Raw genomic sequence first — 14,202 nt, 5'->3', positions numbered from 1 at the left:
CCCAGTCGGGTGATGATTCCCAGCAGCCAACTTACGATCGCCCGCCCCCAGTGCTTATTGGTAGGGGGTTTCCCCAGTCGGGTGATGATTCCCAGCAGCCAACTTCCGATCGCCCGCCCCCAGTGCTTATTGGTGGGGGGTTTCCCCAGTCGGGTGATGATTCCCAGCAGCCAACTTCCGATCGCCCGCCCCCAGTGCTTATTGGTGGGGGGTTTCCCCAGTCGGTGATGATTCCCACAGCCAACCTACTGAACCCGCCTCCCGCTCCAAATGTTGACGGACGGGAGCAAAGGAGAAACGATGGTGAAAACAAGGACCATAAGATTGTAAAGCTTGTTTATGCTGTTTAGTACCGTATCCCTTGTGTTTGGCTAAACCATATTGTGGGTAAGTGCGATCTAAGCGCGTCATGAGTTCATCCCGCCAGACCTTAGCCAGAATACTAGAGGCGGCGATGACAATACAATGACTATCCCCTTTGACGATCGCCTGTTGAGGGATAGACAGATTGGGGATAAGTCGGTTCCCATCAACCAAACACAATTGCGGTGGCGGGTCCAATTTAAGCACCGATCGCCGCATAGCGAGTTGGGTAGCTTGCAAAATATTTAGGCGATCGATTTCCCGCGCCGAAGCCCAACCAATTCCACAGGCGATCGCCTTAGATCTAATCAAAGTAGACAAACTGGCGCGAAGAGTCGGAGTCAATTTTTTACTATCTTTAACCCCAGCCGCAGCAAGTTCCAAGATAGTTGTTTCTGACAGTTGTACAGCAGCAGCCACCACTGGACCAAACCAAGCTCCCCTTCCCACCTCATCTATACCAGCCACAGCAGTCCAGGATAGTTGTTCAAAGGCGGGAGGGAGTTGATAGGTAAAGCTGGGGATACTCACTCAGAAACGGCCGAAGAACGGCGGCGGCGGCGGCGAATAACAGGTGTATTTTCAGCGTCGCCTTCAGTTTCCAAATTTTCCGAATCTTCCGAGGGATAAATATAATCAGAATCGTCGATATCATCATTAGGATCTGTGACATCATTAATATCTGTGACTGTGAGATCACTAGGATCTATGACCTCGATAGATTCTGTGATTTCTGGGGACTCTTCAGAATCGTCAGTTGTATCTTCTACATGATTATAAACGAGGTTTTGGTCATCTTGAGAGATCAGATTTTCAGCAGGTGGGACTGTCACAGCATTAGGAATTGGTAGAGTTGGAGCCCAGGAGATAGCGGTGTCGGTTTCCTCCTCCAAAATGCTGGACAGAGGTAAAGGCGTATCACCTGGTAAACGAACTGTGACGATCGCATTTCTAGCATTTTTCACCGACTGGTTAGAGAGTACCAAGGGAGAAATCCCCATCAGCGCATAAACATCCTGTTCATCCCCAGTCATTTCCACAGCTACGACCTCTGGAGGTTCTGGGATAGCCTTGATCGCATCAGACTTAACGGACTTAGGAAATCGCTCAGTAAGTTCTTGGCGACCGGAGAAAGCCACATCGGTATTAGTTTCAGTCTTAGTCGTCTCATTGTAGGTATTACCCGAGTTAACGCGGAGATTACCACGATTTCCCTCTTCCTCACGCACTAAAGGTTCCAGATCACCAATGCGACGGCGGCGACGGCGGCGGATATTGCTAGTACCGCCAATGTCTTGATAACTGGGATGATTAAGCAACTCCAACTCAGGGAAATTACCTCCTGTATCAGTTTCAGCAGAAACTATTTCCGAATCATCCCTATAAACAGTTTCAGCGGACGATACAGAAGACACATTGGCTTGAACTCGGCGAGTGTTGTCTACGGCGGCTGTGCGAGTTCCGGTATCCAAACCAGGGGTGCTAGATAACCCTTTCGGACCAACCATGAATCGTTCAGAGGCTTCAGCGGTATCGGCTGCTGACTCTCCGGGGAGATGAATCAGATGTCCCAAGCCGTTACAAGTGGGACAACTACGGCCAAACAACTCATAAATATTTTGTCCTTGGCGTTTTCTGGTTAACTCGACCAAACCCAACTCAGACAATTGAGCAATTTGTGGTCTAGACTTATCTGCTTTCAAGACCTTATTAAAGTGTTCAAGGACTTGTAGCTGATCTCGGCGGGAGTCCATATCAATAAAGTCAACAATAATCACCCCAGCGATATTGCGTAGGCGCAGTTGACGGGCGATTTCGGTAGCCGCTTCACAGTTAGTCCAGAGGACAGTTTCCCGAGAAGTCGCCGAACGGGTAAAGGAACCGGAGTTAACGTCAATGACGGTCAAGGCTTCTGTTGGTTCAATGATAATGTATCCTCCGGAGGGCAAATCTACCCTAGGGCGTAGTGCTTCTCGAATAGCAGCATTAACGCGGAAATATTCAAGGATAGGGATACGTTCTCGGTGGTGGTCAATCAAGACTCCTTGGGGAGTTTTACCAACACTCCAGTTGACCAAATGCTGTTTAACTCGTTTAATGCCATCAGCGGAATCTACAACAATGCGATTAACTTCGGTGCTATACATATCTCTTAGCACCCGTTGGATAAAATCATTATCTCGATTGAGTAGAGCGGGAGGTCGGGTCGAGGTAGCCTCTTGTTGGACTTCTTCCCACTGTTTTTGTAGGGCTTCTAAGTCTTCTAAAATGGCATCTTCTGCCATACCCTCAGCTTCGGTTCGGACTAATAAACCCATACCAGAGGGTTTAATTAAAATCGCTAAGGCCCTAAGACGATTGCGTTCTGCTTCTGATCGGATACGGCGAGATAGATTTACACCTCGGCCATAGGGCATTAAGACGAGATAGCGTCCTGGTAGGGTAATATTCCCTGTTAATCTTGGTCCTTTGGTGCCGGTGGGTTCTTTCATCACTTGGACTAGAACCTTTTGTTGAGGCATCAATAGTTCGGTAATGGAACCGGACGATCGCTTTAATCTTAGTGGTCCCAAATCGGAAACATGAATAAATCCGTTACGTTCGGGGTCGCCAATATTGACAAAAGCCGCGTCTATTCCTGGCAGGACATTTTCAACAATTCCTAAATAAATATCACTAACTTGTTGGTTTCCGGTGGCCACCACAAGTTCTTGAATCTCATCTTCAGAAAAAACTGCAGCTATCCTATGCTGCTCTGCAATAATAATTTGCTTGGACATTTAATTTCCTCAAAACTTGGCGGGGCGGGTGCAGCAGTCTTGTCCTGTTTCCAATGGCATATCTAACACCCGCCCCTACAGGCACGCGCATCTGCGTGGGCCTTATATTGTGGTGGCTGCTAGAATCGTTCGCGAAGCGTGCGATCGCACCCGCAGCAATCATCTGCTGAGAAAAGGGCAAGGGACTCGCCATAGTAGCCATTGTCGGTTCGAGATGCTCCTCCGGAACTTTTGCTCTAATTCATGCTCTTCCTCCGAAAAACTCCATCCCCTTGTGGGTGGGTCTCGATAGGAGTGGCAATTGAGCGGGGGTTAAATACTCCCTAAATTGTCCATTCGATAGCCTTGACATACCTCCTCGCCCTGAAGGAGCGAGGATTCCTTGACGCTTCACAGCAATGTGCTACCGAAGTAGTCTTACCCTCGCTCTGCGTCCGTTTAGAGTCTCCCAATGTCCTCGGGCGACTATGTTTAATTCTACTCAAGCCCAAAGCTGGTTTTCTTCAGGGATGTAGTTAAACATTGCCCCTCGGAACTGTCTAGGTGCGCTCTCATCGTAGCTATTTCAACGGGTCTTGATCCTTATGACTTCATCTATTTGAGAACAAAGCCGTCCTAGAACAACAGGGTTTTAGACCCATTCTTCTGATCACCCTAAACCCAATTGCCTAAGTTAATCCCAGGTAGTAGGGTTAATTAGGTATTCTACAGGTTAGATCATTATACCCTAAACCAGCCGAATCTGTAATCTGCGGTGCGTCAGCCGAAAATTGTCCGGCCAAGATTGATATAGCCTCACTCTGACGCTACGAGAAAATTGGTTTAGGCTAAAGTTAGATGTTCTCGATGGATTGAAATTAGTTGCAATTCCAGGCTGCTAACCTGTTCTAGCATATAGACTACTTGCTCAGGTCTCAGTTGAGTGCCATCATTGCGACAGGTTCCCAAATAACGCAACAGGGTAGCGTTTGGGGCGGGTTGGTCTAATTCCCATAGTGGAATTTTGACTGTTTCCTTTACGATCGCCTCTAGTTGTAATAACTGCTCCCGCAGGTTAATAATTCTGATTTTACCTGATTTGGTAGTTTTTTCCCACAACATTTCTGAACTGTTCAGTACAGCCTCCACCCAACTGGCCCAATGATTCGGGGTAATGGTTTCATCTTGGGCTTGTAAATGGATGATATAGGTAGCTTGTCCTATGGTTTGGGCGATCGCCGCCGAGTTAACGTCCACTTCTTCGACCCGATAAATCGGTAAGTTGTCCGGGAGACAGGCGGATAATTCCCGTTGAAAGGTTTGTATATCCATAGTCTCGGCTAGGTCAAAATCCGCGATTTCCCCGGTGCTAGTGGTTCCTAAAGGCAGTGCATTGGCGGGGGATATACGGGGGCCGGGATGATAGCCTCCCGTGAAGGATATGGGCAATTCTGCGCGTCTGACGGCGCGATCAAATACTTTCATCAGGTCAAGATGTCCGACTAATGCCATCTCTCCTAATTTCCCAAACCAGACTCGGAACCGTTGGACTCGTTGGGAAGGGGGGACGAAATGACCCGTAAATTCGGGAATGGGTGGGGGTGTAAATACCACGTTATGACCTAATTCTGGGCCACATACCCCACAATGGGAACAGGCGGCGAAAGAACAGTCGGGAACTGTGGCCGCTTCGATCGCCCTTTGTAGGTCTTGTTTCAGCCAGTTTTTGTCTATTCCGGTGTTGATATGGTCCCAAGGTAGAGGTTGGTCTAGTAGTTGTTCACGGTGGCTGTGGTCGTGGCTGTCCTCGGCGATCGCCTTTTCCATGAGGTTCCATTCCCCGGCTTCTACTTGCCGATATTTCCAGCCTAACCCAGACTCTTCTATGGCTTGGGTCCAGGCGGCGAAGGCACGATCTAGGCTTTCCCACCAAGCATCCATTCCGGCCCCCAGTTCCCAGGCTCGTTGGACTACGGGTGCTAGTCGGCGATCGCCTCTACCGATAAAGTCCTCCATAGCCGAGATCCGCACGTCCGTAAAGTTGGCTTTAACCCCTTTGAGGCGGTGAAATTCCGCTTTCAGCAATTGCTGTTTGCGTTGAAATTCTGTGGTCGATACACTGTGCCATTGAAAGGGTGTATGGGGTTTCGGGGTAAAATTAGAAATGGTCAGGTTAATGCTTAGGGGGCGGCGGCGGTGTCCCTGACATTGACGCTGCAACCAGCGGACGGTTTCCGCGATACCTAGGACATCAGCATCCGTTTCTCCCGGTAGGCCGATCATAAAGTATAGTTTGATTTTATCCCAACCTTGCTCGTAGGCGGTTTGGACTCCTCGCAATAACTCCTCATTGGTTAGTCCTTTATTGATGACATCCCGCATTCTTTGGGTCCCCGCTTCGGGTGCAAAGGTCAGGCTACTGGTGCGGGTTCCGCCGATAATGTTGGCAATGTTTTCGTCAAAGCGATCGACTCGTTGACTGGGTAGGGATAGGGATATATTGCTGTCACGCAGGCGGTTTTTGATTTCCATTCCTACTGCGGGTAATGATAGGTAGTCTGAACAGCTTAGGGATAATAGGGAAAATTCATTATATCCCGTTGCTTTCATCCCTTTGGCGATCGCCTCTACCACCGCTTCGGGTTCTACGTCTCTAGCCGGACGGGTTAACATTCCCGGTTGACAGAAACGACAGCCACGGGTGCAACCTCGTCTCACTTCTATGGCTAGGCGATCGTGAACTGTTTCCACGAATGGAACCATTGTAATCGAATAGGCAGGCATCGGAGTCGCTACCCGACGGATAATGGTTGCAGGTACGTCGGGATGGTTAGGATGGATTGACCCATCCGCCGCCATATCATAGAATTGGGGAACGTATACCCCTGGCACTTGGGCTAGGTCTAAGAGTAGCTGTTCCCGGGTTAACCCGGCTGCTTTCCCTTCTTCTATCACTAAACCTATTTCTGGGAGGAGTTCCTCTCCGTCCCCTAAAGCGATAAAATCGAAGAAGTCCGCGTAGGGTTCCGGGTTGGATGTGGCGGTTTGGCCACCGGCAAAGATTAGGGGAAGTTCTCCTAGGGGGGTTTGTCCATTTGGCTCCTGCCTTTGTTTCCAGGTTAGGGGAATGTGGGCAAGATCTAGCATTTCTAGGATATTCGTGGCCCCTAGTTCATAGCTGAGACTAAACCCGAGAATGTCAAATTCCGTCAGAGAACGGCGGGACTCTACCGCAAATAGGGGGGTTTGGGTGTCTCGCAGTTTGGCGCTAAGATCGGCGGCCGGTAAATAGGCGCGATCGCATAATTGTCTCGGCTGGGCATTGATGATATTATAGAGGATTATGTGTCCTAGGTTCGAGGCTCCTACCTCATAGATTTCTGGATACGTGAGAGACCAGCGCACAGCCGCTGATTCCCAGGGTTTGTGTTTCGCCCCTAATTCATTACCTAAATATCTCGCTGGCTGGTTGATTTCTGGTGTGATTAATTCTTTGACTGGAACTGCCACTTTCTACCTCTTCTGATTCTTAAATCGGCAATCTTTACGGATATGTTTTGATGATGTTCGGCTCAGAAATGACGCATATACCACCATTATACATGATGGGTGCAATTCTGACAGATTAAATTTATCCTGATTCACTACAGGACTTGGTGGCTTCATATTTGCGGAGATTTGGGGCTGATAATTAGTTGATAGATATGGTGATTTTGTCAATCAAAATAGGGTGGATATTGTCTATGTTTCCGGTATCGGGCTAGATTTTATGGGCAGATATGATATTATCGGTGGCACAAAGATTAAGTTTTTGTTAACTTATTGATAGGCACTGAACTTGTCATGAGATGATAAGAAGTGTATAAAACAACACAGATAAAAACTGTTTGATTGTCTCATAATATAGCAGCATCTTAATTTCTGCTATCACCAACCCCCAATAGCCAGACTGCGTGATTTAGATCACATATTTATGGAGATGCAGATCACCAGCCAGACTGTTTATTGGTTGGAGAATTAACATAAGTTGAGTTACTTGACTACTCATGTCAGCCACTAATGGAATTCGAAAACTGGTATCTAAAGCACTTTACTTTAGATGCCTGACCCCGGAAATTGAAAACGGGATTAACTATGAACTGACTCGACTGGGTTATATTTCCGATGTGGATTATGAAGCGTTAGAATTACTGATGGACGAAATGGATGCCGGACGTATTCGCTTAATACCTAGTCCCTAGGTTCGGAACTTAACACAGTTAATCAAGCTGGTTCCCCTTGAACCCGAAACTGTCCCATTGTGTAGGATTTAATTTAGAGTTGTTGTTACTGCCGATTTTCTTTTGGCAAGAATTTAACCGACAAGCCTGTAATTAAGGCGATAACTGGGTTTGCATCGCCGTTCATTTGCTGCTGTTCATGGGTAGGTTGTAAGATTTTTCTGGTATAATTCTCTGGCTTATATCTAATGAACCAACCCCAGTGAGTGATAATGCAGTTTGCTAAACGTTTAGAAAAAATCCCCCCCTACCTGTTTGCTGAAATTGACCGGAGACGTATAGAACTGGTGGCTCAAGGGGTAGATATAATAAATATTGGAGTGGGTGATCCTGACCAGCCTACCTTGGATCATATCAGGGTGGCTATGCACGAGGCGATCGAAGACCCCTCCAACCACAATTATCCACCCTATCGGGGTATGATAGAATACCGGGAGGCGGCGATCGCTTGGATGTCTCGTCGCTTTGGTGTCACTGGCTTAAACCCAGAAACCGAGATTATCTCCTCTGTGGGTTCTAAGGAAGCTATCCACAACACAGCCTTAGCCTTTGTGGAGGGGGGGGATATTGTCTTAATCCCCGATCCGGGTTATCCAGTGTATCGCACTTCCACCCTATTCGCTGGGGGAGAGCCTTACTACGTTCCCCTGAAGCCGGAAAATGGCTTTTTACCAGATTTACAGGCAATTCCAGAGGAGATAGCTAGACGGGCTAAATTATTTTGGGTAAACTACCCCAATAATCCCACAGGTGCGATCGCGACCTTAGAAGATTTTAGCACCATGGTAGATTTTTGTCAAAAGTTCGACATTCTACTATGTCATGATCACGCCTATTCTGAGGTGTGTTATGAAGGTTATCGAGCGCCAAGTGTCTTAGAGGTTCCCGGTGCGAAAGATATTGCTATTGAGTTTCATAGCCTGTCTAAATCCTATAATATGACCGGGTGGCGCATTGGGTTTGTGGTAGGTAATGAAATCGGGATTAAGGGATTAAGCCAAGTTAAAACCAATGTAGATTCCGGTGTGTTTAAGGCTATTCAAAAAGCGGCGATCGCCGCCTATTTGACCCCAGAATCAGACCGTCAAAAGCTGAATGATATCTATCAACATCGCCGCGATTTAGTCATTTCAGGATTGCGTTCTCTGGGTTGGAAAATTGAACCACCCAAAGCCACATTATATATTTGGGTACCTGTTCCCAGCAATTACACTTCCACAGATTTTGCCAAATTACTCTTAGAGAAATGTGGGGTGATTGTCCCCCCTGGCAACGGTTATGGCGCGGCGGGAGAGGGTTTTATCCGAATTGCTTTAACCAATAAAGAAAGCCGCATTCAAGAAGCCATAGACAGAATGGGAAATGCGGGAATACGTTATCAGTAAAACTGCCGCCATTTTAGATTCCTCTAACCCCAACCATCTCTCCCTCTCCAGAAAGGGGGGTGATTCATCTTATCGTGGGAATTAACAGCAGAACCCCATCCCAGATATCGACTAGGAAAGATAGATTGGTGACTTGTGGAAATAGTAAATATATCCACTCCTGAGTCGTCCTAAATGTGGTGCTGGAATTAGTCTCAGAAACTGCGTAAATTACAGATACTTGCAGGAGGATGGAAGATGCCCGAATATATCAAGGATAACTAAAAAACTGATATATATGCCCGCACATTTTTCCATGTTATTATTATATGTCAATGTAGGGGAGTTTGTCAAGATAAAAGATGGAATTATCGGGGATAAATTTTGGTAGTATGAAGGCAAATTTAACAGTTGTATCATCAATTATTATTCTTGGTTGTTGCAGCTAATCCTGATATATTGAAACTGATTATGGTCAACCGTATAGACTTGTATAAGCCCATGTGTGCCGAGTACAAGGCTCGCCGAGCCTTGGCGGTAGACTCCCAGAGTGAAGTGTTACCCGCCTGGATAGAAGGGTTCCATTTAGGAGAAGGAGTATTTAGGCTCGAACATCGAGAAGTAGCTTTTCCGGGGATAGAAATAGCGCATTTCTTCACAGAAAATCTGTTTAGCGATCACCATGTAATTCCCGAAGGAGAAACCCATTTTTCCCTGGGCTTGTATCCCCATCATCCCCTATTGTCTTGGATGGGCTATACAGACCCCATTGGTAATGCGATCGCCGTTCATCGCAGCCAAATCGAATACACATCAAGTTTACCTCCGGGTTGGCATGGTGTATATATTTGTTTCAATGATGAACTCCTCGCCAACCTGGATTTACTACCAGAGAAATTTTGGGAAAATAGCCAGGACCCCAATCAAGCAGTTTTGACCGTCCACCCCATTAGGTTTGCCAACTTCACCAGATTTATGCAGCAGTGGTTTCCTAGGGCTGAATGTCTGTATCGTCGAGGTCTTTTGACTCCCCAGGAAGCCGCACTGTTGCGAGAAAAATTTTTGTGTCAGTTTCGGGAATTATTAGACTATACCTTTGAACAGCGTGGCGATCGCCAAATTTTCAAACCCTCTCGACGGTATTGGATCTTTGAAACAGTACAGGCGATCATCGACAATAATTTACGCCAAAACCTTACCAATGAGGAGTTATGTCAACAGCTTGGCATCTCCCTGAGATCCCTACAATACGCCTTCAAGGAAATTACCGGGGTAGGGGTACAGCAATATATTCGCGCCCGCAAACTAAACGCCGTCCGGGAAGAACTTTGCGGACGTAGTGCAAACCCCACCACCATTTATGCGATCGCCACCGCCTACGGCTTCTCCCACATGGGCCGATTTTCCGAACAATTCCATCGTTATTTTGGAGAATACCCCTCAACCCTGAAAAAGTTGCACAAATCGGATATAAAAATGAGAAAAAGTATGATATCTTAGTTTCAGATGCGATATAAACATCGCCATATCGCCAATCGTTAGAGCTTTCAATAACATTGTTAGCTTGCTTCAGGGTCTAGTCAAAAGCACTCCTAAACTACCCCTAACACTAGGGATAGTTTGGGAAGGCTTAAAAAAGGCATCATCCCTGTGATGTTGTTCTGTTACGGGAGTCTCGGTTGCGGGGAAGTCAACTAAGACGGGCTTTTTGATTCAGAATCCCCAACATCCCTAATTCTGACCCTGATTTTGCCACACATCCCATCAATAGAGAATGTTCTAGGCGGGCGATCGTCTAATCTGCCTTCTTTTCTTTAACCCAGTTAACATCCGAGTTTTCCCAGATGGTCAAGTGCAACCGTAAAAAGGGCGTTTGATTTAAAAAAAGCTGAAACCCTTGCCAGTAAATAAATTAATCAGTTTTTTACTGCACAATGCAACATCTGCTTGATATGCGACCGAGTTGACCCGACGGAGAATATCGAGCAATGCTAATTACCGAAAATTTAGAAGCCATCATTGAGGAACAAACAGATGAAACCAGAAATTTTGTATTAAGGACGACTATTGTTCCCCAAATTGGGGTAGCAGTCTATGTTCGCAAGGGAGATATTTATCACGATTTAGATATTGTTAATGTTCGCTATAATCCCGAATCGAATCGTTTACATTTATTGGTTCGTAATAGTGGACAAGCCAGTGTGATTGTGCAACCAGAATGGGTAATTTCTCAAGGAAATCAGGAAATCCAGAGTGGTCGTGGTGTAGATACTACGGTGATTGCGGAAAAAGAACGTTTGGTTAATATCAATTCTAATCAACCCCTTGAACCGGGAGATTATAAACTTTATGGGAATTTGGCTTGGGGAGTAAACCGGAATAACAAAATCCCATTCAGCGTAACATTAGCCGTTCCTTAACATGGTGATGAATGGAGTATATTATCAGTAAAATACTGCCATAATTTGACGGCAATTAAGGCAGTTTTAACACTGAGTTATGCCAAATATTTATAAGTGTTTATTTTGGGGCAGTTGTTTACCCTGATGGCTGTTGAAAATTTGTGGATACAATCTGCTTGTCCCAGACATCACAGAGGAAATCACCCCAGAATCACCGGAATTCACGATTTTTATGATTGGCTTAAATGCTGGTAGGCGCAATTTTAAAACTGGGGTATTTGTGCGCGGGTCAGTAACGGATAATGAGGTGATAAATTTTGGGAATTGGCTAATTCCTTATGGTGAAGTTTTGCAGGTCATAAAGTTTACATCTACAGTTATATCAGATAATGAAGTCGAATTGCGATCGCCCTTTAAAATTGTCCGCCTTAACCTCGATGAAATTCGCAACGACCCCGAATTAGGGTTAGTCCTTTCCGTGCAAGATATTCAAGACTTATTTGATATCAAATCAGAATTTAGTTTTCGGGAATATGCAATTATTTTTGAGGTCCCCGAAGTCAGAAGGGGGAGAAGAAGCAGCCGGGAAAGACCGCCAGTAATTTTAGAAGGATTGCCAGAAATTTCCCCCCCCAACTTTAACACTGGTATAATATAACAGCGGGTTAATCTTACCAAAAACCAAGGTGTTGACCTGAACAACACAGGTCGCCTATCCGCCGTCGGAACAGTTTTAGATAGTAGTTGGTTTCTCACGCTTAATCAGGGAGACATAACCGACAGCGAAACCTGGCGATTATCCGAATTTCAAATCATCCGCCAAACTGAATATAGCGATTATTTTTTAGGTTCTCAACGGAGATTTTGGCGAGACCAAAGGACTACAGGTGACTTTTGGGGATTTACCACCATTCAAAGGCGGGGATATTCCCCTAGTTCATTATTGGGTAGTGGTGCCGCCAACCCTAGTCAACGTTTGCAACCCGAACAAGTTACCGCCACAGTAACAGGTAATGCTGAACCAGGAACTTTAGCACAACTGGTTTCGAGTCGTTATCGTGGGGAGGTCATAGCAGAACAGTTTGTCGATAATTCTGGCTTTTACCGTTTTAATAATGTTCCTGTAGGTAGACAGGTTGGCAGAAATTACTATGTTTTACTTTACCCTGGCGGCTCTCTCATTAGTGAACCCAAAATAGAAGAAGCTAGGTTTACCATTCTACCAGAACAATTACCTCAAGGCGCGTCAGCATTGGTAATTTCTGGAGGGTTACAGCGTCGTTTTAATCGAGGTGATGACTTCTGGGGAGAATTTACCGAATTTAATGCCGGAGTTTCTCAACGTTGGGGAATAACCGAAGATTTAACCGTGGGTTTAGGTGGGATTTATGATTCATCTACCCGTGGTTTGGCGGAAGTTTTTGATCAACCGAAAGGAACACCTTTGCGGGTTGGGGTTTCTGGCTTTCTGGGGGATGATGTTAATATTACTACTGATATAGTTTGGGACTCTCGACAATTTTATGCAACTTTTAATAGTGATTTTGAGAGAACTTGGTATAGTCTCAACTGGAGACTTTTGCGGGGATTGACATTATTGGGGAGTGGGGATTTAGATAGGTCTTCGAGTTTGGGTCTGCAATATTTTTGGGGTAGGCGCAATTTTTCTACTAATATCCGTGTCAGTGTTGATACAGATGAAACTCTAAATTGGCATCTTAACCAACGTTTCGGCAACTTTTACCTAATACTATTACTATTGATGAAAATTCGGAGACGTTGGAGGAGTTAAATATACAACTACTAGATTAATCTGGTGGTGGAGGTCTTCGGTTCCTTCAAGGAAAGCCATATATATGCCGCCACATTCTCCCATGATATAAGTATAAGTCAATTCCTAGGATTTGTCAAGAGAAAAGGGAATCTTTATCTAACTTCCCGAAAAACCTGGGAATGATTGAGCCAAATTTGGGAAATAAACTCTCGAAAAAGTTGATGGTTTCTGGGTAACATTTCCGGCTTTTGTTCTGGGGGATTTAATGCGACTAAAAAAGGTATTACTTCTGTATCCAAAGCTACCCTAAATAACTCCAAGGGCCAAATCAAATCAGCACTGTCTCGCAAATGATAGCAAATGGGCTGATTTTCTGTGGTAAATTCGACGAGGATTAAGGGACGCACCCAACAGACTCGGCGCACCATAACCACTTGAATCACTTCGGCATAAACAGAGGTATTTTGAGCATCAATAGCTACAATTTGACCGGAGTTAAATTGAGGTAAATTATTCATATATACTAGAAACTATCAATATCGATTAAACCCTGATTTAAGTCTGACATCAACCTGATAGATTCTTTTTTGGCTGAACCGGTGGCATATTCTTTGACTTCTAGGGGTTTCCCAATTGTGACGTTAACCTCAGACCGCCAATGGGGAATATTGGGACTGTAATGGATAGATATAGGCACAATCTTAACTCCTAAATTAGGATAGTGTGATTCAGCCTGAATTGCCAAACGACCTAATCCGGCTTTGAGGGGGTGAATTTGATTATCCCTAAAAATGCCAGCTTCTGGAAAAATGACTAACATTTCTCCCTGACGTAGTAAATCAACGCCATATCGAAGACTGGCGATCGCCGGATGTTTTTGATTAACCGCAAACCCTCCAATTTGGCGAATAAACCACCCTTGCAGTCCTTTCATTTCATCAGCAGTTACCATAAACCGGCAATCTCGTCCGGTGACATAAGGACCTGCTGCAAATGGTACAATAAAAGCATCCCAACGGGATCTATGGGTGGGTGCTAAAATTAGGGGACTGTCTTTGGGTAAATTCTCCTGTCCGGTGACGGTAATTTTTTTAAAATAGAAGGGAAGAACCCCATAGCGTCCCAGGGGATAAACGATAGAAGTTAACCAATGTGCGACATCAGAGGATTTAGTCTGGGTAGATGGAGGTGAATTAGACAAGGGTTTAATCGATTCAACTGTTACCATGATCATGATTTGTGATTTCTAAACTCTATAAG

At 45.4% G+C, this 14,202-nt stretch carries 13 protein-coding genes; 8 read left to right on the top strand and 5 right to left on the bottom strand.

Features of this window, described 5'->3' with window-relative positions; translation table 11 throughout:
- The first annotated feature begins 12 nt into the window (after positions 1-12).
- Positions 13-228, top strand: a complete 216-nt coding sequence (locus tag N39L_RS18710; RefSeq protein WP_043468398.1) for a hypothetical protein — start codon at positions 13-15, stop codon at positions 226-228.
- Here N39L_RS18710 and N39L_RS18705 read toward each other — a convergent pair.
- Together N39L_RS18705 and rne are read right to left on the bottom strand one after the other, a co-directional pair.
- On the bottom strand, positions 199-894 hold the full coding sequence (locus tag N39L_RS18705; protein WP_006619960.1) for a ribonuclease HII: 696 nt from the start codon (positions 892-894) through the stop codon (positions 199-201). The two genes, N39L_RS18710 and N39L_RS18705, sit on opposite strands and share 30 nt — an antisense overlap.
- Positions 891-3,143 carry a ribonuclease E gene (gene rne / locus N39L_RS18700; protein ID WP_014276026.1) on the bottom strand — a complete coding sequence of 751 codons (2,253 nt, stop codon included), beginning with the start codon at positions 3,141-3,143 and terminating at the stop codon, positions 891-893. The genes N39L_RS18705 and rne overlap by 4 nt, the downstream gene beginning before the upstream one ends.
- Positions 3,144-3,255: 112 nt before the next feature.
- Here rne and N39L_RS18695 point away from each other — a divergent pair, with 112 nt between their 5' ends.
- Positions 3,256-3,435: a hypothetical protein gene (locus tag N39L_RS18695; RefSeq protein WP_202070190.1), complete on the top strand. Its 180-nt coding sequence runs from the start codon at positions 3,256-3,258 to the stop codon at positions 3,433-3,435.
- Between the two features lie 530 nt (positions 3,436-3,965).
- On the opposite strand, the gene N39L_RS18690 is transcribed toward N39L_RS18695, so the two are convergent.
- Positions 3,966-6,632 (bottom strand): TIGR03960 family B12-binding radical SAM protein, encoded by a 2,667-nt coding sequence (locus tag N39L_RS18690; protein WP_014276025.1) that lies wholly within the window; start codon positions 6,630-6,632, stop codon positions 3,966-3,968.
- A 536-nt stretch (positions 6,633-7,168) separates the two neighbouring features.
- Between N39L_RS18690 and N39L_RS18685 the strand changes: the two genes are divergently transcribed.
- The 6 genes from N39L_RS18685 (at position 7,169) to N39L_RS18660 (ending at position 12,960) form a co-directional block, all read left to right on the top strand.
- Positions 7,169-7,363 (top strand): hypothetical protein, encoded by a 195-nt coding sequence (locus N39L_RS18685; RefSeq protein WP_006619963.1) that lies wholly within the window; start codon positions 7,169-7,171, stop codon positions 7,361-7,363.
- 251 nt (positions 7,364-7,614) lie between these two features.
- On the top strand, positions 7,615-8,787 hold the full coding sequence (locus N39L_RS18680) for an LL-diaminopimelate aminotransferase (protein ID WP_006619964.1): 1,173 nt from the start codon (positions 7,615-7,617) through the stop codon (positions 8,785-8,787).
- Positions 8,788-9,267: 480 nt separating this feature from the next.
- A complete protein-coding gene (locus tag N39L_RS18675) occupies positions 9,268-10,266 on the top strand; it encodes a helix-turn-helix domain-containing protein (protein WP_231851955.1) in 999 nt (332 codons plus the stop codon).
- Positions 10,267-10,754: 488 nt separating this feature from the next.
- Positions 10,755-11,186, top strand: a complete 432-nt coding sequence (locus tag N39L_RS18670) for a hypothetical protein (RefSeq protein WP_006619966.1) — start codon at positions 10,755-10,757, stop codon at positions 11,184-11,186.
- 133 nt (positions 11,187-11,319) lie between these two features.
- The gene (locus tag N39L_RS18665) at positions 11,320-11,826 is read left to right on the top strand and encodes a hypothetical protein (RefSeq protein WP_231851954.1); all 507 of its coding nucleotides are present in this window, start codon (positions 11,320-11,322) and stop codon (positions 11,824-11,826) included.
- 285 nt (positions 11,827-12,111) lie between these two features.
- On the top strand, positions 12,112-12,960 hold the full coding sequence (locus N39L_RS18660; RefSeq protein ID WP_014276022.1) for a hypothetical protein: 849 nt from the start codon (positions 12,112-12,114) through the stop codon (positions 12,958-12,960).
- A 134-nt stretch (positions 12,961-13,094) separates the two neighbouring features.
- Here N39L_RS18660 and N39L_RS18655 read toward each other — a convergent pair whose 3' ends face one another.
- Both N39L_RS18655 and N39L_RS18650 read right to left on the bottom strand, forming a co-directional pair.
- The gene (locus N39L_RS18655; RefSeq protein WP_006619967.1) at positions 13,095-13,460 is read right to left on the bottom strand and encodes a hypothetical protein; all 366 of its coding nucleotides are present in this window, start codon (positions 13,458-13,460) and stop codon (positions 13,095-13,097) included.
- Between the two features lie 5 nt (positions 13,461-13,465).
- Positions 13,466-14,170, bottom strand: a complete 705-nt coding sequence (locus N39L_RS18650; RefSeq protein WP_035735634.1) for a lysophospholipid acyltransferase family protein — start codon at positions 14,168-14,170, stop codon at positions 13,466-13,468.
- Between the last annotated feature and the right edge of the window lie 32 nt (positions 14,171-14,202).

Source organism: Limnospira platensis NIES-39, assembly GCF_026000695.1.
Classification (GTDB): Bacteria; Cyanobacteriota; Cyanobacteriia; order Cyanobacteriales; family Microcoleaceae; genus Limnospira; species Limnospira platensis.
The sequence above is the reverse complement of the archived record's forward strand: the minus strand, read 5'-3'. Positions and strand labels throughout refer to the sequence as shown.

Coding starts and splice junctions, on each gene's coding strand:
- N39L_RS18710 (WP_043468398.1), top strand. CDS start 13: ATGATTCCCAGCAGCCAACTTACGATCGCCCGCCCCCAGTGCTTATTG.
- rne (WP_014276026.1), bottom strand. CDS start 3,143: ATGTCCAAGCAAATTATTATTGCAGAGCAGCATAGGATAGCTGCAGTT.
- N39L_RS18685 (WP_006619963.1), top strand. CDS start 7,169: ATGTCAGCCACTAATGGAATTCGAAAACTGGTATCTAAAGCACTTTAC.
- N39L_RS18680 (WP_006619964.1), top strand. CDS start 7,615: ATGCAGTTTGCTAAACGTTTAGAAAAAATCCCCCCCTACCTGTTTGCT.
- N39L_RS18675 (WP_231851955.1), top strand. CDS start 9,268: ATGTGTGCCGAGTACAAGGCTCGCCGAGCCTTGGCGGTAGACTCCCAG.
- N39L_RS18670 (WP_006619966.1), top strand. CDS start 10,755: ATGCTAATTACCGAAAATTTAGAAGCCATCATTGAGGAACAAACAGAT.
- N39L_RS18655 (WP_006619967.1), bottom strand. CDS start 13,460: ATGAATAATTTACCTCAATTTAACTCCGGTCAAATTGTAGCTATTGAT.
- N39L_RS18650 (WP_035735634.1), bottom strand. CDS start 14,170: ATGGTAACAGTTGAATCGATTAAACCCTTGTCTAATTCACCTCCATCT.